This is a genomic window from Acinetobacter sp. GW821-FHT09D10 (assembly GCF_059416285.1).
This window is the reverse complement of record NZ_JBWKOW010000006.1, coordinates 122,251-143,317: the sequence shown is the minus strand read 5'-3', so window position 1 is coordinate 143,317 and position 21,067 is coordinate 122,251. Positions and strand designations below refer to the sequence as shown.

The following is a 21,067-nucleotide window of genomic DNA, read 5'->3' as shown; positions in this document are numbered from 1 at the left end:
ATGAAATCATGAGTATTCAAGTTAAAAATATTGAAAAACACTTTGGTGCATTCCATGCGCTTAAAAATATTTCCCTAGATTTTCCTGAAGGTGAACTGGTTGCCCTACTCGGCCCATCTGGTTGCGGTAAAACAACCCTACTTCGTATTATTGCGGGCCTAGAATCAGCTGATGGCGGTCAAGTGTTACTTGAAGGCGAAGATGCAACCAATGTACATGTGCGTGAGCGTCAGGTCGGTTTTGTATTTCAACACTATGCTTTATTCCGTCACATGACTGTATTTGACAATATTGCCTTTGGTTTACGTGTTCGTCCACGTGCAACACGTCCTTCAGAAGCTGAAATTAAAAAACGCGTTACTCGTTTACTTGATCTAGTTCAACTTGGATTTTTGGCAGACCGCTACCCTGCTCAGCTTTCGGGCGGACAACGTCAACGTATTGCTTTAGCCCGCGCCTTGGCAGTAGAGCCACGAGTATTATTACTTGATGAACCATTTGGTGCGCTAGATGCCAAAGTTCGTAAGGAATTACGCCGCTGGTTACGCAACTTACATGATGAATTGCATATTACTTCAATTTTCGTAACCCACGATCAAGAAGAAGCACTTGAAGTTGCCGATCAGATTATTGTAATGAATAAAGGTAATGTAGAGCAGATTGGTTCACCTCGTGAAGTTTATGAAAAACCATCAACACCATTTGTATTTGATTTCTTAGGTCAGGCAAATCGTTTTGAAGGTGAAAACACAGGCGGTATTATCCGTATTGGCAATGACCGTATTCAATTACCAACGTTAGTTGAGGCGCCTCAAGGAAAAGTGATTGCTTTTGCCCGTCCAGATGAGTTACATATTCACTCGCAACCGCAGGCGAATACTATTGAAGCGACTTTTGTACGTGAAATCTGGATTGCTGGAAAAGTTGTGGCGGAATTACAAGACCGTAATGGACGTTTAATTGAGATTGCTCTAAGCAATGAAGCTGCAAAATTACATGCGTTTAAACCGAATCAAACCGTTTGGGTAAGTGCATCTCAACTGCACTTATTTGCAGATCAAGTTGCTTAAGAAATATATTTGGTAAGGAAAAGTGTGAATGAACTTTCAACAATTAAGAATTATCCGAGAAACTGTACGCCAAAACTTTAACTTAACCGAAGCATCAGCTGCGCTCTACACGTCCCAATCAGGCGTAAGTAAACATATTAAAGATTTAGAAGACGAGCTAGGTGTACAACTTTTTATACGAAAAGGTAAACGTCTTTTAGGTTTAACCGAACCAGGACAATCTCTTCTTGGCATCGTTGAACGCATGTTAGTTGATGCTGAAAATATTAAACGTCTTGCGGAAGACTTTAATAAAGTTGATGAAGGGACATTAACGATCGCGACGACCCATACTCAGGCACGTTATGTACTGCCTCCAATCGTCAATCAATTTAAGAAGTTATTTCCTAAAGTTCATTTGATTTTACAACAAGCCAGCCCTGTTGAAATTTCAGAAATGCTCTTACAAGGTGAAGCAGATATTGGGATTGCTACAGAGTCTTTAACGACTGAAGAAAATCTAGCGAGTATCCCTTACTATCAATGGCAACACAGTATTATCACACCGCAAAATCATCCTTTAGTGAAGGCGGACAAGATTACGCTTGAACTTTTAGCGGACTACCCTCTCATAACTTATCATGGCGGTTTTACAGGTCGATCTAAAATTGACAAAGCTTTCGAAGAAGCTCACCTCGATGCAGATATCGTGATGTCAGCTCTTGATGCGGATGTTATCAAGACTTATGTCGAATTGGGCATGGGAGTCGGAATTGTCAATGCCGTAGCTTATGACACAGAACGTGATCATCGTTTAAAACAAACTAAAACTGATATTTTTGGTGTCAATACGACATGGATTGCCGTTCGTAAAGGTCATCTATTACGCGGTTATGGTTATGAGTTTATTTCTTTATGCTCACCTGATGCCGATATTAAAGCACTTAAGAAAATTGCTTATCCGGATGAATAAAAAATTAAGGAAAAAATAAAAGAGCTTTTTAGCTCTTTTATTTTTATTAAACACAAAAAAAACGAGCCGTAGCTCGTTTTTTCTTTAGGATCTTACCAGTAGAAGTTCACACCAACTTTACCAACTGGTAACCATTGGTATTTATCGTCATTCGCGATTTTACGAGCTTCCGCATTTACTGCTTCTTCAAGTGACTGGTCACCAGTTGTAACTGCTGAACCTGTTGAAACAAGTTTAACTGATGGGTTACCAGTGTAATAAGCACCTACTTCACCGAATACACCCCAGTTTTTATTGATTTTAGGTGCAAAACCAAAACCTAAATATGGAGCGATGTCATTTTTGTAAGACATTTGACCATTAATTTTTACACCATCGGCGCCCGCAATAAAGTCTTGGTTATTGACACGGAATGAACGAGTCGCATCAACGTTACGAGTCAAATCATAATCGTTATCAAGATATGCTGCACCAGCTGCTACATATAGGCCTTGAGCCCAACGGTTAGTACTTGCACCCCATGGACGAATTTCAGCATTTAAATAAACGTTGTTATTATCCATATCAATGTCATAAGTTGAACCATTGACTTTTACGTCATCAGACCAAGAAATGTCACCACCATTATAACCAAGTGCCAAACCTACATATGGGTTTGCTTGCCATAATAAAGCACCACCGTAACCAGTTGTACCTACCTCTGCACGCGCCCCTACAGGAATTAATTGGTTTTTGTCAAATGCGTAGCTGTCATGAACAACAGCTTCATCTGCCATTGCAGCACCAGCAGCAAATAAAGCTGTTGTTGTTACTAAAACACGTAATGCTTTCATAGTTTTCTCCTCAAAAAGGCTCTGTTTTTAATTTTGTGACTAAAATCATAATAAAAGAGCTTAGAGTCTTTTTTATACAAAAAATGCTAGATTTCTGTTATTTTTTGATACAAATTGAGTTAATTTTTTATTTTCAAATCATTTTTGTGTAAAAAACACTTGATTATCTAATAAGCTTAATTTCATTTACCTCATTTATACCCTCGATTAAACGTAACACGTTTTTTCAAAGATTCTTGTCACAAATTAGTGTAAAATCTTTAAAATTTTTTATGGAAGGAAGATCATGTCTCAGCTTTCTACGATCATTGAGCAAGCATTTGAAGACCGCGCAAATTTTACTGCAGCAGATTGCTCAAGCGAAATCCGCCAAGCTGTTGAAGAAGCAATTGCTGGTTTAGATAACGGTACACTTCGAGTTGCTGAAAAAATCAATGGTGAATGGGTTGTTCACCAATGGTTAAAAAAAGCTGTTTTATTATCATTTAAACTAAATGACAATAAACCAATCGAGTCATGTGATCTTCGTTTCTACGACAAAGTTGAAACTAAATTCTCTGGTTGGACTGAAGAGCAATTTAAAGCAGCAGGTGTTCGTGTTGTTCCTCCTGCTGTAGCACGTCGTGGTAGCTTCCAAGCTAAAAACGTAGTGTTAATGCCATCTTATGTCAACATCGGTGCTTACGTAGATGAAGGCACAATGGTTGATACATGGGCAACTGTAGGTTCATGTGCTCAAATCGGTAAAAATGTTCACTTGTCTGGTGGTGTAGGTATCGGTGGTGTTTTAGAACCATTACAAGCTAACCCAACCATTATTGAAGACAACTGCTTTATCGGTGCGCGTTCAGAAATCGTTGAAGGCGTTATTGTTGAAGAAGGCTCAGTAATTTCAATGGGCGTTTTCATTGGTCAATCGACTAAAATTTATGACCGCGCAACTGGCGAAATCCATTATGGTCGCGTTCCAGCAGGTTCAGTTGTTGTAGCAGGTAGCCTGCCGTCTGCTGATGGTAAATACAGCTTATATGCTGCAATTATTGTGAAAAAAGTTGATGCAAAAACACGTGCAAAAACAAGTTTGAATGATTTGTTACGCGCTGACTAATTTCAGTTTGATCAAACATCTCTACGGTCAACACTGATCGTAGAGATTTTATTTTTTATATAGTGTGGTATTTCTAGAATGGCTTCCTTACGTTCCTCTGCAATCCCTGTCTCAGACCCTGCGTCCGGTTTACGCATTACCGAGATTTTTTACTCGTTGCAGGGTGAAGCAAATGCCTCTGGCCTACCGACTGTATTTATTCGTCTAACGGGCTGTCCATTACGTTGTAGCTATTGTGATACCACTTATTCTTTTGAAGGTGGTGAACGTTTTTCACTTGAACATATAATTGAAACAGCTACACAATTTCAAACACCTTATATTTGTGTAACTGGTGGTGAACCTCTTGCACAGCCAAACTGTTTGATTTTATTACAACGTCTATGTGAAGCTGGCTTTGATGTTTCTTTAGAAACCAGTGGCGCGCTCGATGTCTCAAAAGTAGATTCGCGTGTTTCTAAAGTTCTCGATTTAAAAACTCCAACTTCTGGTGAGGAACATCGTAACCTCATCAGCAATCTTGATCATTTGACTGCGCATGACCAAATTAAATTCGTCATTTGTAACCGCGAAGATTATGAATGGTCAAAGCAACAAGTTGAAAAATATCAACTGCATAAAAAAGTCAGTACCGTTTGGTTCTCCCCTGCCTTTGCAGTTGAAAAAGGTGCTGTTGGCCTGCCACGTCTAGCGCGTGATCTGGCACAGTGGATACTGGATGATAAATTACCTGTTCGTTTCCAACTTCAGTTACATAAACTGCTGTGGAATGACGAATCAGGTCGCTAATCACTCAATAAAATAAATCATTCCGAATATGGAGAAAAATATGCGCCCTCGTGCCATTGTTTTACTTTCAGGCGGCTTAGACTCAACCACTTGCCTAGCTTGGGCACAAGCACGCTATGAATGTATTGCTATTAGTTTTATGTATGGTCAACGCTCAACCACTGAACTCGATGCAGCAAAAGCATTAGCTCAACGTGCAGGTGTTGAACATCGTGTAATTAATATCGATTTGGCTAATTTAGGTGGATCTGCACTTACAGACCACAACATTGCCGTACCAGAACAGTTACAAGAAGGTATTCCTGTAACTTATGTACCAGCACGTAACACTATTTTCCTCTCTTATGCCCTAGCAGCAGCAGAAGTATTCAATGCTGAAGCGATTGTTATTGGTATCAATGCCGTTGATTATTCAGGATATCCTGATTGTCGCCCTGAATTTATTGACGCTTTTGCCAATATGGCACGTTTAGCAACGAAAGCTGGCGTGGAAGGAAAACCACTTAAATTTGAAACACCGCTGTTACATTTATCCAAAGCGAATATTATACGTTTAGGGATTGAACATGGCGTAGACTATAGTCAAACGGTATCTTGCTACCAAGCAGATGCTCAAGGACGTGCGTGTGGCAAATGTGACAGTTGCCGTTTGCGTAAAGAAGGCTTTATCGAGGCCGGTGTTGCCGACCCAACACGCTATATACCGTAATAAGTAGGTAAAATTTATGAAGTTGTTAAAATCAAATCTTATTCTTTCATCTTTGTTTTCAACTGTTGCTCTTATGGCTGGTGCAGCACATGCTGCGGAAAACCCAGTACAAGCAGCATATAAAAGTACTAACGTTAAAGGTTCATTAGTTAACGTTTGTAAAGATCAAACAGCTAAAGGCGGCAAACTAAGTTCATCTGAAGTTAGCAAATTCTGTAGCTGCCAAGTTGAAGCACAAGGTAAAGTAACTGAAGCACAAAAATGGGAAATCCAAAGTGCAATCAATGCGAAGAAAAGCCCAAGCTCTCTAGGATTTGTACAACAACAAAACCGTGATCTTAAAGCATGTTTCGGTCCTCAGTTAACAACTAAACTTGAAAAATTAACTGAAGATGCAATGAAAGCAGCTCAACAACAAGCTCCTAAAAAATAAGCTTTTGTTCCTCCAAATTAAGCCTGCATTTATGCAGGCTTTTTTGTAGCTCTGTTAAAATAAAATCGATCTTGACCAATTCATTTGAAATAAACCATGCAAGAACAATGGAAAACCAACGCAATTAACAAACAGTCTATTGTCTCATTTAGTGGGGGCAAAGACAGCTCCCTTGCACTCTACCATGCAATGCAAACTGGTACGGTTAGTGGACTCATCGTCATGCTAGAAGAACAAGGCCAGCGCTCTCGTTCACATGCTATGCCACTTGATATTATTCAAGCACAAGCTAAAGCAATCGGCCTACCCGTATTTATGACCTCATCAAGTTGGAATGACTATGAAGCTAAATTTATTGAATTACTAACTCATGCAAAACAACAAGGTGCCGAGGTACTCGTTACAGGTGACCTTGATATGCCTGAACATGGATGTTGGCATGATCGGATCACTCAACAAGTAGGACTCAAATTAGGCATGCCTCTTTGGCTACTTCCACATCGTGAGGTTGTTGAAGAGTTTATCAATCTTGGTTTCCATAGTGTCATTGTGACAGTGAACTTAAAACTAGGCATGACAATTGGAGATCTAGGGAAAACTTTAACCTTAGAATATATCCAAGAACTTGAGAATCGCGGTATTGATCCATGTGGTGAAGGCGGTGAATTTCATACCACTGTGATTGACGGTCCAATTTTTAACAAACCAATTCCTGTAAGAAAGCTCGATATTGTTTATCATGAAGAATATGCTTTTTTACCACTTGAATTAGATCAAATTTAGCTTTTTGAAGGATGAGAAATGACTGAGAATATTCAATTACCAAATCAGGTTTTCCCTACTACCCACGGTGAAGTGAACTTGGCCGAGGTCGAAAATGAATGGTTAATCATTTATTTCTACCCAAAAGATTCAACCCCTGGATGTACAACACAAGCAGTCGGTTTCTCTTGTTTAAAAGACCAATTTGAAGCTTTGGGTACACGTATTTTCGGTGTTTCACGCGACTCGGTAAAGGCACATCAAAACTTCACTGAAAAACAAGCGCTCACGATTGACCTCATTAGCGACAAAGAAGAAGTACTTTGTAATCATTTTGATGTTATTAAAGAAAAAAATATGTATGGCAAGAAAGTTATGGGAATTGAACGCTCTACTTTCATTTTCCATAACAAAACCTTAGTTAAAAGCTACCGTAAAGTCAAAGCAGCAGGACACGCTGAACAAGTACTTGAAGACCTAAAAGCCCTTCAATCGGCTTAATAAACGTATGCAATAAAAAAGCGAGTATCGAACTCGCTTTTTTATTGCAAAGAATTGCTCAATAATTTTACTTTGGCGTATGATAAAAACATTAGAATAATTATTTTAAGGCGTTCACATGAGTCTACTCAAAAATTACTCTTTACTGCCTTTGACTCTTTTTATCGGTGCATGTAGTGCAAATACATTACCCATGCCAACCGACACCACCCCATCAATTGCTCAAATTCAGAAAACTGCCATTGAAATAAGCTGCCAAGATTTACAAAACCCAGCTTATCAACAGGCCATACTTAATACAATTAACCAGATCCGCCAACAACCACGCCAGTGTGGTCAACAATTTTTCCCTGCTGCTAAACCGCTAAGTTGGAATAATAATTTATATAAAGGTGCACTTTCTCATAGTGAAGATATGGCAAAACATAACTTTCTGGGACATGTGAGTTCAACAGGACTAGACTTAAAGTCACGTTTGAAAATTTATAATACACTCGGTAAAGCCAATGGTGAAAATGTCGCTAGCGGCCAGAAAACTTTGAGTGAAGTTATGTCTAAATGGCTGCCGAGTCCTCTACATTGTAGTAATCTAATGAATCCCAAATTTACAACTTACGCAATCGCTTGTGCTTCCGATCAGTCTGCAAAACAAAAGAGCTATTGGACTCAACAATTTGGTACACGTTAAAAGGAAAAAATGATGCAATCAGGTTCAATCACCCCAATTTTAAGAATTTTTGATGTTGATTTGGCCCAATCATTTTATCTTGAATTCTTAGGTTTCCAACTTGATTGGCAACATCAATTTGAAGATAACTTTCCGTTATATCTACAAATTTCCAAAGATGATTGCGTTATTCATTTATCTGAGCATTTTGGAGATGCAAGCCCACATAGTGCAATCCGCATTTATTGGGAACCTATTTATGAGTTGCATAGCGAATTGAGTCAAAAAGATTATAAGTTCGCCAAACCTCAGGTTGAAAAAACAGATTGGGAAACACTTGAACTCAGTATCACCGATCCGTTTTCCAACCGAATTATCTTTTGGGCAGATGCTTAAGCTATATGCTCTTATTCAAACTCATCTAGATTAGAGAGATCGTCCTCTTCAAATCGTTGCTGCAATTGCTGATAAACACGTGTTTTTTGAAATTCATCCAAAAACTGAATGGTTCCTACAGGAAAAAATTCAGTTTGGATTTCACCACGATAATAAGCTTCACGCATCGGAGTAGCCGAAATAGAATCTTTTAAACTATCGAGTTCAACCATAATCCATTCAGGGAAAAGTTTTAAATAATAAGAAGACTCATCTTTAAAATGTCCAATCAAACCTACTTTTGAGTTCGGTTCAATCACACCATTCACTAAAGATTTGACTTGTTTCACCCATTTTTCATCATTATAAACATCAACCACATGCACAAATTTAATACGTTTTTGCTCATCTAATGAGAAATTAGATAAAATCATTTGCTCTCGTTCAATCGCAAGAAATGGATTTTTAATATTGCGTTCCATTTGCGCAGAGCCTAATGCCAAAACCACATAGTGGCTTTGCTGTAAGGCAATTTCAATTGTCTGCATATGAGCCAAATGAAATGGTTGAAAGCGACCTATAAAAACGAGATAGTCAAATTTATACATAATTAGATTTTCACTTTTTATGAACTCATCAGTAACGCTCATTACAAAAAATATGCGCCATAATGAGAACCTAAAAATTAACAACGTGGTTTAAAGCAAGGATAGTACGATGACACTTAGCTGTATTCAACAACCTCATCAACATTTAAACGCAAATTTAGAAGGTGGCGTACTCACCTTAGCCATAAATCGCCCAGATGCAAAGAATGCATTGTACGGCGAACTTTATTTATGGATTGCCAAAGCACTGAATGAAGCCGATCTCAATAAAGAAGTTAGAGTAGTCGTTCTACGCGGTGTAGAACAAGATTTTACAGCTGGCAATGACATGAAAGATTTTATGGGTTTTGTACAAAATCCTAACATCGGCCCAGCAGGAGACGTCCCACCATTCGTTTTACTTAAAGCGGCTGCCAAATTATCAAAACCACTTATCATTGCGGTAAAAGGCGTTGCAATTGGTATTGGCGTTACAATTTTATTGCATGCAGATCTAGTTTTTGCTGACAACACCGCTCTTTTCCAAATTCCATTTGTAAGCCTAGGTCTTTCTCCAGAAGGTGGTGCAAGTCAATTACTTGTTCAACAAGCTGGCTACCATAAAGCAGCTGAGCTGCTATTTACTGCGAAAAAGTTTAATGCAGAAACTGCGGTGCAAGCAGGTTTAGTCAATGAAGTAGTTGAAGATGCTTATGTTTCAGCTCAACAAACTGCTCAACAATTAACGGCCTTGCCTCTTGCATCATTGAAACAAACCAAAGCACTCATGAAGCATAATTTAGAACAGATTATCGAATGTGTTGATCATGAAGCTGAAATCTTTATGCAACGTGTGCGCTCACCTGAAATGCTAGAGGCTGTTCAAGCATTTATGCAAAAACGTAAACCAGATTTCTCTCAGTTTAATTAAAATCAATTTCTATGATTTGAATAAACTCAAAGGCAGGCTCTTCATAAGGATGGCTTGCCTTTAATGCTTTCGCTACCGCATTTGCTTTTTCTTCAAGCACAATTGTTTCAACACGCCACTCATCAACTTGTTCAAGTTCTTCTAGCTGCCCAATATAGGGAGCAGCCCCTTTAACTGGCTTAAACTGCCCTATTCCTTTCACTTGCCATGCGCAGTGTTCATAATTACCGATACCACCTGCACCAGCAGAAAAAATGGCTTGTTTAGTTAATTCAAGATGTGACTCAGGTACGTAATAAATCAGCTTTAACATAACAAGAATGACTCAAAACTTTATGAATTAGATTTAGATCATACCGTTAAGAAAGCTTTAGAAGCAAAGTCAGCTCATCATTGCTAAATAATTTGCTCCAATAAAGAGTATTTGAATAGCAAGCGCCAAGCCAAATAAGCGCCAGCCTTTATCTTTATTATAAAACGTTCTTATGTGATATTTGTTTTTCATCATTTTGATCTCCGATTTTTATCGTTGTTACAGAGAAAGCAAAAACTGAACCAACCTCGAACGGACCAAGCATACGGGGATAAATAGCTCTATGTCTATAGTCTCATAAGTTGTCTAAAATGCTCAAAAGAGCTGCACTCATCCATATGCAAATCTTAGTCTGAAGAAAATTTTAAAATTCAGTAATCTATCTTCATCTTTAATATAATTTTAAGCATTCGATTTCTTTAAATATCTATTCTCATATATTGTCATAGCAAAAGCTAAACCACACAAAATGACAAAACCACAGGTCATTGGAATCAATGTGCCGTTATATAACTGCCCAATGATAGAAGCAAGAATAAGTGACAATACAGAAGAAGCTGCACCAATAATAGCCGATGCCATTCCAGCAACATGTCCCATCGGTTCCATTGCAATCGCATTTAAATTACCAAAGAGGGTTCCAAACAATAAAAACAAAATGCAGGCATAAAGCATAAACATCCAAAATGATACCGTTACACCCGCAAGTTGAATCAACAAGAAAATCAAAGAAATTAAGCACAGTCCAAGAAAGCCATAAATACAGATTGGACGCATACCAAACTTCATAACAATTTTAGAGTTTGTAAATGATGCAATTCCCATTACACCTGCCAGTACAGCAAAATAAGCACTAAACTCTTGCCCTGTTTTCCCAAACTGCTGCATAAAAATTTGCTGTGACGTACCTAAATAACCAATAAATCCACCAAAACAGAAGCCAGCACACAATAGATAGCTCATGGTGGTTTTATTACTCACAACTTCTTTAAAGCCTTCTTTAAATGCTTTTATACGCATAGGTAAACGATTTTCGGGAAGTAAAGTCTCTTCTAGTCGTAAAGCGACCCATGCTCCCACAACTGTCGCATAGACCATATATAAAACAAAGATTTCACGCCAACCAAAGAAATGAATAATGAGTTGCCCCAAACTCGGTGCAATTGCTGGAGCAACCATAAATACCATCATAATTAAAGACATGATGCGAGCCATTTGAGCTCCGCTGTATTTATCCCGCACGATGGAAATAGAGGCAACATAAGGCCCTGAAACACCGATACCTTGAATAAAGCGCCCAACTAAAAACCACTCAAAACTTTGTGTGGAAAAGCACAATAAACTTCCCAGAAAATAAATAATAATTCCTGTGAATAAAATCCGTTTACGCCCGATTGCATCAGATAACGGTCCCGCAATGAGCTGCCCGATTGTCATTCCTGAAAAAATACCAATGATGACCCATTGTGACTGGTTATTATTTTTTAATTCAAAAATACGTCCAATCTCACCTAAAGCTGGTAAAACTGCATCAATAGAAAAAGAAACAATCGACATGAGTAATGCCATGAGCAGTGCAAACTCACGAAAATGGATTTTTGATTTCATTTTTCTTCTCCACTATTTTTAATATTCTATTACACATAAATAAGCCACCTTACGGTGGCTTATTTCAATCTTTACATTAACCAATAAACTTACGTGCGTTACGGAACATACGTAACCATGCACCATCTTCAGTCCACTCTTCTGGTTTCCAAGAATGCTGAAGCGCACGGAAAGTACGTTCTGGGTGTGGCATCATAATCGTTGCACGACCGTCTTTAGAAGTAACACCAGTAATCGCTTCAGGCGAACCATTCGGGTTCAATGGATAGTGCTGAGTTGGGTTACCAAGGCTGTCAACATAGCGTAATGCCACTTGGTTACCTGCATTTAAACCAGCAAGAGCACTTTCACTTGCAACAGCACGACCTTCACCATGTGCAACAGCAATCGGTAAGATTGAACCTTCCATACCATCAAGCAATACAGAAACAGATTTTTCAACACGAACGTTTACGCTACGAGCTTCAAAAACTTCTGACATATTGCGGTGGAAACGTGGCCAGTGTTCAGCACCTGGAATAAGTGGCGCTAATTGTGACAACATTTGGCAACCATTACAGATACCTAAGCTGAACGTTTCATCGCGATGGAAGAATTGTTCAAACTGATCACGTAATTTAGCGTTGAACAATACTGATTTTGCCCAACCACCACCAGCACCCATTACGTCACCGTAAGAGAAACCACCACAAGTCACCAAACCTTCAAAATCACTTAGGCTAACACGACCAGCAAGTAAATCGCTCATGTGCACATCAACAGTATTGAAACCAACCTTATCAAAGGCTGCTGCCATTTCAATATGACCATTTACACCTTGTTCACGTAAGATTGCCATATTTGGGCGACGTGTGTTGATAAACGGCGCTTCAACAGGTTCATTCAAATCGAATGTTGGTTTAGCAATCAAACCTTGATGTGCATTATCAGTAATTAATGAAAATTCCTGATCAGCAGTTTCTACATTATCACGTAGACGTTGGATCTGATGAGATACCTCAGACCAAGCTTGTTGTAATTCAGCACGATCTAGAGTTAAACCATTTACAGATAATTGATCTGAGTTATTTACACGACCAACTACAGCAATTGCATCTTTCAAGCTAGAAGCAGCGATTTCTGCTTGTAAAGCTTCCCAATCAGTTGCTTTGATTTGAAGTACTGCACCAATTTCTTCTGCAAACAAACTTGCTTGAGTTTGGTCTTCTAATGCAACACCTAAACGCGCAGCAAACATCATTTCAGCTACAGAGGCTAATAAACCACCATCACCGATGTCATGGTAAGCCTGAATCAAGCCACGGTTGTTCCAGTCTTGGATTAAAGCAAAGAACGCTTTGAAATCATCAAAACTATCAACGTCTGGAGTGATTGAACCAATTGCTTTATATACTTGCGCAAGAATCGAACCGCCTAAACGGAACTGACCTTTAGATAAATCAATACGTACAAGTACTGAATCTTCCAGATTTTTAAGTTCAGGTGTTAGGGTCTTACGAACATCAGTCACTGGAGCAAACGCAGTGATTACACCTGTCATTGGAGAAGTGACGGCTTTATCTTCACCGTCGTCATTCCAAGTTGTGCGCATTGAAAGTGAATCTTTACCTACTGGAATCGCAATTCCTAAAGCAGGACACATTTCCATACCAATTGCTTTCACGCCTTCAAACAATGCTTGGTCTTCACCTTTTTGACCAGCAGCAGCCATCCAGTTTGCAGAAAGTTTGATATCGCTAATTTGTTCAATGTTCGCACATGCAATATTGGTAATTGCTTCAGCAACTGCTAAACGAGCAGATGCCGCTGGATTTAACAATGCAACTGGTGGACGTTCGCCCATTGCCATTGCTTCACCAGTGAAACCTTGCAAACTTGTTGTCGTTACTGCTGCATCTGCAACAGGAACCTGCCAACGACCAACCATTTGGTCACGTGCAACCATACCTGTAATTGAACGGTCACCAATGGTAATCAAGAATGATTTAGACGCAACTGTAGGGTTTTTCAATACGCGGAAAATCGCATCTTTCAAATCAACTTTTGAAGCGTCGAAATCATCACCACTACGTTCAATAGTTTCATAAGAACGTTGCATACGTGGTGTACCACCAAGCATTACTTGCATTGGGATATCAACAGCATCGTTTTGGAACAATGGATCTTCAACTGTTAAGTGACGTGCTTCAGTTGCTTCACCTAACACAGCAAATGGACAACGTTCACGCGCACAGATTGCTTCGAACTGATCCAATGATTCTGGGCGAATTGCGAGAACATAACGTTCTTGTGCTTCATTTGACCAGATTTCCATTGGGCTCATGCCCGGCTCTAATGAAGGAATCTTACGAAGATTAAGTACAGCACCTAACTCATGATCATTCACAAGTTCAGGCATAGCATTTGATAAACCACCAGCACCAACATCGTGTACAGAAACGATTGGGTTGAAGTCTTCTAAACGCCAGCAAGTATCGATCACTTCTTGACAACGGCGTTCCATTTCTGGGTTTTCACGTTGTACAGAAGCGAAATCAAGGCTTTCACCCATTGTACCGCTATCTACAGAAGATGCAGCACCACCACCAAGACCGATCAACATTGCAGGGCCACCCAATACAATGAGTAAATCACCTGGTTGAATCGCATCTTTTTCTACATGGTCTGGACGGATATTACCGTAACCACCAGCGATCATAATTGGTTTATGGAAGCCTTTCACTTCACCATTTACATTCTGTTCGAAAGTACGGAAATAACCATTTAACGCAGGACGACCGAATTCATTGTTAAATGCCGCGCCACCTAATGGACCTTCAATCATGATTTGTAATGGCGATGCCATACGTGAAGGTTTACCGTAGTTTTCTTCCCAAGGTTGTTCAAAACCAGGAATGTTTAAGTTTGAAACTGTAAAACCTGTTAAACCCGCTTTTGGTTTACCACCACGACCTGTTGCACCCTCATCACGGATTTCACCGCCTGAACCAGTTGCAGCACCAGCAAATGGAGAAATTGCTGTTGGGTGGTTGTGGGTTTCAACCTTCATTAAAATATGAGCAGCTTGACTCTTATATTTATAAATAAAGTGACCATTTTCATCCGCTTTCGGATAAAAACGCATCGTGTCATAACCTACAATCACTGAAGCATTATCTTTATATGCAGATAACACATCAGTTGGAGATTCTTTATAAGTGTTTTTAATCATCTGGAACAATGATAATGGTTGTTTTTCACCATCAATTGTCCATTCAGATCCAAAGATTTTATGACGACAGTGCTCAGAGTTTGCCTGTGCAAACATCATTAACTCGATGTCATTTGGATTACGACCCAGCTTACCGAATGCTTCAGTTAGGTAATCAATTTCTTGTTCAGATAACGCAAAACCGAACTCATTATTCGCCTTAACCAAAGCTTCTTTACCTTGACCTAAGATATCAATTGAATTTAATGGTTTTGGTGCCGTTTCTGAAAATAATGCTTTTGCATCATCAATTTGAGCAAAAACTGTTTCTGTCATACGATCATGAAGTACTTGTTTAACTTCATTAGAAAGTTCAGAAACACCTTTTAACGTAAATAAAAGACCACGTTCTAAACGATGTACTGGCGTATTACAGTTTTTGAAAATATCAGTTGCTTTAGAAGACCAAGGTGAAATAGTACCCACACGTGGCGTAACTAAAATCTGAATCTCATCACTTGCAGATTGACGAAGTTCAAAAGACGCACCGTCATTCAATAATTGCAAAGCAGATTGATGTTGCTGCTCGTTGAGCGCTTGATCAAACAAATAGACCCATTGGCTGTCAAAAGATTGAACAGAACTAATTGACGATAAACGTGTTAATAGTTGAGCTTTCTTAAAAGAAGAATGTGCTGCTGCACCGGCCACGATAAACATGTTGATTTTGGCTCCACGGGCAGGTCTTGTGAACCTTACCGCAATGTGACTTTAGAGAGAGCGCATATTCTACTGCTTCTTGCTAAAATCAGCTAGATGTAGAATCAGTATTCTGTAACCTAATTCTGCAAGAAGTGATTAGTTTTTTGTTCAAAATCATTTTTTTAGGCATTCTAACTAAAAATAAATTGTTTCATGTTTATTCAATAACATAATAAAACCTGAACTAAGACAAACTATGTCGCACCAAGCTAGTGCTTTTAACTTTTTTTTGGCATGATCAGGTTTTACATTTTTGAATAATGATAAATGGAACAAATGCGTTGGTTAGAGCTGCTTTCTGCAGTTCGTTTAGGTAGTAAAAAAAGCAGTACAGAACTGGCTCGTAGCCCATTCCATAAAGATTATGACCGCATTATATTTTCTCAAAGTTTTCGTCAGCTAAATCGTAAGACACAAGTTCACCCACTCGCACAGCATGATGGCATTCACACTCGCCTAACCCACTCACTTGAAGTTTCCTGTATTGGCCGCTCAATGGGCATGCTCGCAGCAGAAAAAATAAAAAATGAATTACCTGTCTGGATTTCTCCTGCCGATGTCGGGGCAATTATTCAAGCAGCCTGTCTGGCTCACGATATCGGTAACCCACCTTTTGGGCATGCAGGTGAATATGCAATTCGCGAATGGTTCGATGATGCCTCACATGATGATTTCTTGAAGAAACTAAGCCCCGAAGAAGAAGCCGATGTTCGTCAGTTTGAGGGTAATGCTCAAGGATTACGTTTGTTAAGTCGCATTGACTATCATCCAAATGATGGCGGGATGCGCTTAACCTATGCAACCTTAGGCGCTTATTTAAAGTATCCATGGCTTTCAAAAACCATTGCTTCACAAGGTGATCGCCCTTCCCATCAGCGAGCAAAGTTTGGTTGTTATCAGTCTGAAAAAGAAATTTTAAAACAGATTGCTGAACAACTCGGGCTTATTCAGTTAGGTGAATATCATTATTGTCGTCACCCACTGACTTACTTATTAGAAGCCGCTGACGACATTTGCTATGCCTTAATTGACTTAGAAGATGGCATTATCTTGAATATGCTGAGTTACCAAGAAGTTGAGCCAATTTTCTTAAACCTTATTGCCGATTATGGTCAGCCTGAAGAATTGTCACACCCAGACAGTACGTGGCAACAAAAGATTTCAGCATTACGTGGTCGTGTTATGAAACGGCTTGTGGATGAAGTCACCACAGCTTTCGCTAAACATCATTATGAAATTATTACCGGTCAGCTTAAAGGCAACCTTTTACAATATTGTTCCCCCGATATTGCAATTGGTATCGAAACAGCCAAGAATCTGGCACGCGACAAAATTTTTGAACATCCCCAAAAGTCTGGTTTAGAAATTATTGCGCATCAAAGTTTGCAAACAATTTTGGATGCATTTGTACCTTTGACCACGCCACATAAATCTTTGAGCTTTAAAGAACAACGTTTAATGTCTATCCTTAATCTGTATGGTGCTAACTTTAGCAATAATCACTACAGTAATATTATGCAAGTACTCGATATTATCAGTAAGTTCTCAGATCATCAGGCTTATAGCTTGGCTCAAGAGTTACAAGGTAATAAAATTGGCTTGTTTTAAGCTGGCTTGATATAGAAAGAAATAAAACCTGTGTCGTTTTCAATGAATGTTAGAACGACCAGATTTACAGTTATGAATAAGTGAAATTACTCTATGATCGGATGTTTAATTGGCGAAGTGTTTGCCCTGGAAGCCCCTACTGTCTTACTGAATGTAAATGGTGTGGGTTATGAAATTGATACGCCACTTTCAACATTTTGCCAATTACAAAAAGGCCAAAAAGTTACGTTATGGACGCATTTGGTTGTCCGTGAAGATGCTCAACAGCTTTACGGTTTCAGTGATGCTCAAGAAAAAATAATTTTCCGCACCTTATTAAAAGTAAATGGTGTCGGCCCGAAAATGGCATTAGGGATTCTATCGACGTTAAGTGTTGAGTTACTTGTGCACACGATTGAACATGACGACATCAACACGTTAATAAAAGTCCCAGGCGTTGGCAAAAAAACAGCCGAGCGTTTAATGATTGAACTTCGTGACCGTTTCAAAACATTGGCTCAAGGAACTTCCTCTTCAGCTACCCTACCTCAAATTCAGTTTACTGCAAACTCACCTGTGGCAGAAGCAGAAGCAGCTTTGCAATCTTTAGGTTACAAGCCACTTGAGGCACAAAAAGCTGTTGCTGCTGTTAAAGCCGATTACACCGAATCAGCCGATATTATTCGCGCTGCTCTAAAATCAATGATGAAGTAAAACAATTATGCAAGACCGTTTAATCAGTGGAGCAGAAAAACCAGAAGATCATTTTGATCGGGCGATTCGACCAACTTCACTTGCCGACTATATTGGGCAACCTGTAGTACGCGAACAAATGGAAATTTTCATTGGCGCTGCTCGCGGTCGTGGTGAAGCACTCGATCACACGCTGATTTTTGGTCCACCCGGCTTGGGTAAAACCACACTTGCCAACATTATTGCGCGTGAAATGGGCGGTAATCTTAAATCTACTTCGGGCCCGGTTTTGGAGCGTGCAGGCGACTTAGCTGCAATGCTTACCAACCTTGAAGAAGGCGATGTCTTGTTCATTGACGAAATTCACCGTCTTTCTCCAGTTATTGAAGAAATTCTTTACCCAGCGATGGAAGATTACCAACTGGATATCATGATTGGTGAAGGTCCTGCTGCTCGTTCAATCAAACTGGATTTACCACCTTTTACACTCGTCGCTGCGACTACACGTGCGGGCTTGCTTACCTCGCCACTACGTGACCGTTTCGGTATTGTACAACGTCTTGAGTTTTACTCTGTAGAAGACCTCACTCATATTGTGTCGCGTTCTGCAAACTTAATGAATGTGCCAATTACAGTTGAGGGTGCAGAAGAAGTTGCACGCCGTGCACGTGGAACACCTCGTATTGCCAATCGTTTATTACGTCGTGTGCGTGACTATGCACAAGTAAAAGGTACAGGTGAAGTGACCCATGACATGGCGCAACGTGCTCTTGATATGCTCAATGTTGATAAGGCAGGCTTAGACACCCTAGACCGACGTTATTTGAGCATGCTATTAGAGCGCTTTGATGGTGGTCCTGCTGGAGTTGAAGCGCTTGCAGCAGCAATGGCTGAAGATAGCGGCACTCTTGAAGACGTTCTTGAACCTTATTTGATTCAACAAGGTTATGTGATGCGTACTGCTCGAGGTCGTATTGCAACCAATCAATCTTATTTACAGTTTGGATTGACTCCACCTGAGCCTAAAAACTAGCCAAAGGAAGAGAATTTTCTCTTCCTTTTTTTAATTCAACTATTCTATTAACTAAAATAATAATTGTCTTATCAATCAATTAGCAACTCGATACCTTTTAAGTCTTTCTTTATACCTTATTGATTTTTTAATATTTTTAAAAACTGCATTATAAGAAATCTAGCTATTAAAGCTTATGAACAATAATATTTTTAGGATAAGGACATGTATAAGAAAGCCGCTTTATTTTTGCCACTCGCCCTCATGAGTCAACTAAGCCTAGCAGATTGGGTCAACGATGCTGCTCAACAAAATGAAAATCAGATTATTCAGTTAAGACAAAACATTCACCAACATCCTGAACTGGGCAATATGGAATTTAAAACATCTGCCCTTGTTCAAAAAGAATTGAAATCTTATGGCGTTCAGGTCAAAACTGGTTATGCAAAAACTGGTGTAATCGGCATTTTAAAAGGCGACAAACCTGGGCCTATCATCGCACTTCGAGCTGATATGGATGCTCTGCCGATGGAAGAAAAAAGCGGCCTACCCTTTGCAAGTAAACAAAAAGCAATTTATCAAGGCAAAGAAACTTATGTGATGCATGCTTGTGGACATGATGCACACACTGCAATGTTATTAGGCGCAGCAAAAATTCTGGCTGCTAATAAAGATAAAATATCGGGCACAGTTGTTTTTCTTTTCCAACCTGCTGAAGAAGGTGGTGCAGATATAGATAACTTTATTCATGGCGATCAAATCGGTTCTAGAAAAATGATCGCAGACGGCGCCTTTAAAGACTATAAGCCAGAAGCTATTTTTGGAATGCATGTCATGGCAGGTATGAAAAGTGGACATCTTTACTATAAAGATGGGGCCATTTTAAATAGTGCAGATCACTTACGTATTCAGGTCAATGGCAAACAGGTCCATGGCTCTACCCCATGGTTAGGCAAAGATCCAATTTATGCATCTGCACTGATGATTAATAATTTACAAAGTCTTATTAGCCGAAGAACAGATCTGACTGAAGGTATGGGTGTAGTCAGTATCGGCAATATTCAAGGTGGTACAGCAGGAAATATTATTCCTGAACAGGTCAATATGATCGGGACCATTCGCTCTAATAACGAAAAGATACGGGCGAATATCTTAAAAAGTTTACCGGTCATGATAGAGCATAACGCTCAAGCCAATGATGTAACTGCTAAAGTTGAAATTGCACCTTATGCACCAGTGACCATGAATGATAAAACCCTTACTCAACTTATTCAGCCAACTTTAGCCAAAGTTGCTGGAGATTCAAAATTACATGTTTTAGATCATAATGCGAGTGCAAGTGAAGATTTTGCATATTATGGCAAACTGATGCCTTCATTCTTTGTTTTCTTAGGAGCTACACCAGAAAATCAAGAGGTAAGTCAGGCTGCACCGAATCATAATCCTTATTTTATTGTAGATGACAAGGCCTTAAAAACAGGAACCGAGTTACATGTAAGGTTCGTATTAGATTATCCGAATATATCAAAACAAGTTCAAACCACATAGAAACCGTCATAATTTAAAAGCATGCTAGCCATAAGTTGGACCGTTTTTAGACTAGAAATACAGCAATCGCAATTGAAAGGTTGTGCCATAGGACTTAGTATGCAATCTGCTAAACTGCCCCGTATTTAAAGCATATACGTGGCTTCGAATAAAATTGATGTTTTATTCAGCAGTCATATTTTAAATGCAAAGCTCTATAGTGAACTAAAACGGAATCCTCTCATGGCGAATCATTTTGAATTCAACATTCGTGTTTATATTGAAGATACGGACGCAGGTGGTATTGTTTACCATGCCAACCACATTCGCTATATGGAACGTACCCGTACTGAATGGCTCCGTGCTTCTGGCGTTGATCATTACTGGCATCAAAAAGACTACAACTTTGTCGTACATAAAATTGATGTAAAATACATGCGTCCTATTTTAATGGATGATTTAATTACTGTTACAGCACGTGTAGTTTCATGTAAAGCTGCGTCATTTGTGTTGCAACAAAATATTTATCGTGGTGAAATCTTGCTTGCTTCTGGCGAGGTTGAGTTGGCATGTTTAAGCAAAGAACTGATAGCTCGTCGTCTTCCAGAAGAAATACGTGATCTTATTCGTAAAGAATTGGAACAAGACTAAAAAAACA

The 21,067-nt window shown here is 39.3% G+C and carries 22 protein-coding genes; 16 read left to right on the top strand and 6 right to left on the bottom strand.

What is annotated here, in order from left to right:
• The first annotated feature begins 8 nt into the window (after nt 1-8).
• Nucleotides 9-1,070 (top strand): sulfate/molybdate ABC transporter ATP-binding protein, encoded by a 1,062-nt coding sequence (locus AC07M3_RS14215; RefSeq protein WP_003650279.1) that lies wholly within the window; start codon nt 9-11, stop codon nt 1,068-1,070.
• Between the two features lie 28 nt (nt 1,071-1,098).
• Nucleotides 1,099-2,022, top strand: coding sequence for a CysB family HTH-type transcriptional regulator (locus tag AC07M3_RS14210; protein ID WP_003650277.1), 924 nt, complete (start codon nt 1,099-1,101; stop codon nt 2,020-2,022).
• A 92-nt stretch (nt 2,023-2,114) separates the two neighbouring features.
• Here the strand turns inward: AC07M3_RS14210 and carO are convergent, their stop codons facing one another.
• Nucleotides 2,115-2,855: an ornithine uptake porin CarO type 3 gene (gene carO, locus AC07M3_RS14205; protein ID WP_307011405.1), complete on the bottom strand. Its 741-nt coding sequence runs from the start codon at nt 2,853-2,855 to the stop codon at nt 2,115-2,117.
• A 286-nt stretch (nt 2,856-3,141) separates the two neighbouring features.
• On the opposite strand from carO, the gene dapD reads away from it, so the two are divergent.
• The 8 genes from dapD to AC07M3_RS14165 all read left to right on the top strand — a co-directional run bounded on the left by dapD (nt 3,142) and on the right by AC07M3_RS14165 (nt 8,220).
• Complete coding sequence (gene dapD / locus AC07M3_RS14200; RefSeq protein WP_307011402.1) at nt 3,142-3,963, top strand: 2,3,4,5-tetrahydropyridine-2,6-dicarboxylate N-succinyltransferase; 822 nt, start codon at nt 3,142-3,144, stop codon at nt 3,961-3,963.
• 78 nt (nt 3,964-4,041) lie between these two features.
• A complete protein-coding gene (gene queE / locus AC07M3_RS14195) occupies nt 4,042-4,752 on the top strand; it encodes a 7-carboxy-7-deazaguanine synthase QueE (RefSeq protein WP_017387867.1) in 711 nt (236 codons plus the stop codon).
• A gap of 40 nt (nt 4,753-4,792) precedes the next feature.
• Nucleotides 4,793-5,461, top strand: coding sequence for a 7-cyano-7-deazaguanine synthase QueC (queC, locus tag AC07M3_RS14190; protein WP_004790702.1), 669 nt, complete (start codon nt 4,793-4,795; stop codon nt 5,459-5,461).
• 16 nt (nt 5,462-5,477) lie between these two features.
• Complete coding sequence (locus AC07M3_RS14185) at nt 5,478-5,894, top strand: hypothetical protein (RefSeq protein WP_307011398.1); 417 nt, start codon at nt 5,478-5,480, stop codon at nt 5,892-5,894.
• 96 nt (nt 5,895-5,990) lie between these two features.
• Entirely contained in the window at nt 5,991-6,677 is a 687-nt protein-coding gene (locus AC07M3_RS14180; RefSeq protein WP_494567591.1) for a Dph6-related ATP pyrophosphatase, read from the top strand.
• 18 nt (nt 6,678-6,695) lie between these two features.
• Nucleotides 6,696-7,157, top strand: coding sequence for a peroxiredoxin (locus tag AC07M3_RS14175; protein ID WP_017387864.1), 462 nt, complete (start codon nt 6,696-6,698; stop codon nt 7,155-7,157).
• A gap of 118 nt (nt 7,158-7,275) precedes the next feature.
• Complete coding sequence (locus AC07M3_RS14170; RefSeq protein WP_151743896.1) at nt 7,276-7,845, top strand: CAP domain-containing protein; 570 nt, start codon at nt 7,276-7,278, stop codon at nt 7,843-7,845.
• 12 nt (nt 7,846-7,857) lie between these two features.
• A complete protein-coding gene (locus AC07M3_RS14165; protein WP_004643686.1) occupies nt 7,858-8,220 on the top strand; it encodes a glyoxalase superfamily protein in 363 nt (120 codons plus the stop codon).
• A gap of 11 nt (nt 8,221-8,231) precedes the next feature.
• On the opposite strand, the gene AC07M3_RS14160 is transcribed toward AC07M3_RS14165, so the two are convergent.
• The gene (locus tag AC07M3_RS14160; RefSeq protein ID WP_133747140.1) at nt 8,232-8,807 is read right to left on the bottom strand and encodes a nicotinate-nicotinamide nucleotide adenylyltransferase; all 576 of its coding nucleotides are present in this window, start codon (nt 8,805-8,807) and stop codon (nt 8,232-8,234) included.
• A 109-nt stretch (nt 8,808-8,916) separates the two neighbouring features.
• On the opposite strand from AC07M3_RS14160, the gene AC07M3_RS14155 reads away from it, so the two are divergent.
• Nucleotides 8,917-9,717, top strand: coding sequence for an enoyl-CoA hydratase (locus AC07M3_RS14155; RefSeq protein ID WP_198079578.1), 801 nt, complete (start codon nt 8,917-8,919; stop codon nt 9,715-9,717).
• Here the strand turns inward: AC07M3_RS14155 and AC07M3_RS14150 are convergent.
• The 4 genes from AC07M3_RS14150 to purL all read right to left on the bottom strand — a co-directional run bounded on the left by AC07M3_RS14150 (nt 9,710) and on the right by purL (nt 15,548).
• Complete coding sequence (locus tag AC07M3_RS14150; protein ID WP_092706553.1) at nt 9,710-10,030, bottom strand: YqfO family protein; 321 nt, start codon at nt 10,028-10,030, stop codon at nt 9,710-9,712. The genes AC07M3_RS14155 and AC07M3_RS14150 overlap by 8 nt on opposite strands.
• A 69-nt stretch (nt 10,031-10,099) precedes the next feature.
• Nucleotides 10,100-10,225, bottom strand: coding sequence for a KGW motif small protein (locus tag AC07M3_RS14145; protein WP_265092361.1), 126 nt, complete (start codon nt 10,223-10,225; stop codon nt 10,100-10,102).
• Nucleotides 10,226-10,432: 207 nt separating this feature from the next.
• Nucleotides 10,433-11,638, bottom strand: coding sequence for a multidrug effflux MFS transporter (locus AC07M3_RS14140; protein ID WP_494567590.1), 1,206 nt, complete (start codon nt 11,636-11,638; stop codon nt 10,433-10,435).
• Nucleotides 11,639-11,714: 76 nt separating this feature from the next.
• Entirely contained in the window at nt 11,715-15,548 is a 3,834-nt protein-coding gene (purL, locus tag AC07M3_RS14135; RefSeq protein ID WP_494567589.1) for a phosphoribosylformylglycinamidine synthase, read from the bottom strand.
• A 309-nt stretch (nt 15,549-15,857) separates the two neighbouring features.
• Between purL and AC07M3_RS14130 the strand changes: the two genes are divergently transcribed.
• The 5 genes from AC07M3_RS14130 (at nt 15,858) to ybgC (ending at nt 21,060) form a co-directional block, all read left to right on the top strand.
• Complete coding sequence (locus tag AC07M3_RS14130) at nt 15,858-17,198, top strand: deoxyguanosinetriphosphate triphosphohydrolase (protein WP_003650236.1); 1,341 nt, start codon at nt 15,858-15,860, stop codon at nt 17,196-17,198.
• 93 nt (nt 17,199-17,291) lie between these two features.
• Nucleotides 17,292-17,891 (top strand): Holliday junction branch migration protein RuvA, encoded by a 600-nt coding sequence (gene ruvA, locus AC07M3_RS14125; protein ID WP_209734191.1) that lies wholly within the window; start codon nt 17,292-17,294, stop codon nt 17,889-17,891.
• 7 nt (nt 17,892-17,898) lie between these two features.
• Entirely contained in the window at nt 17,899-18,903 is a 1,005-nt protein-coding gene (gene ruvB / locus AC07M3_RS14120; protein ID WP_004643694.1) for a Holliday junction branch migration DNA helicase RuvB, read from the top strand.
• 204 nt (nt 18,904-19,107) lie between these two features.
• A complete protein-coding gene (locus tag AC07M3_RS14115; protein WP_494567588.1) occupies nt 19,108-20,430 on the top strand; it encodes a M20 family metallopeptidase in 1,323 nt (440 codons plus the stop codon).
• A gap of 222 nt (nt 20,431-20,652) precedes the next feature.
• On the top strand, nt 20,653-21,060 hold the full coding sequence (gene ybgC / locus AC07M3_RS14110) for a tol-pal system-associated acyl-CoA thioesterase (RefSeq protein ID WP_004643695.1): 408 nt from the start codon (nt 20,653-20,655) through the stop codon (nt 21,058-21,060).
• The last annotated feature ends 7 nt before the right edge of the window (nt 21,061-21,067 follow it).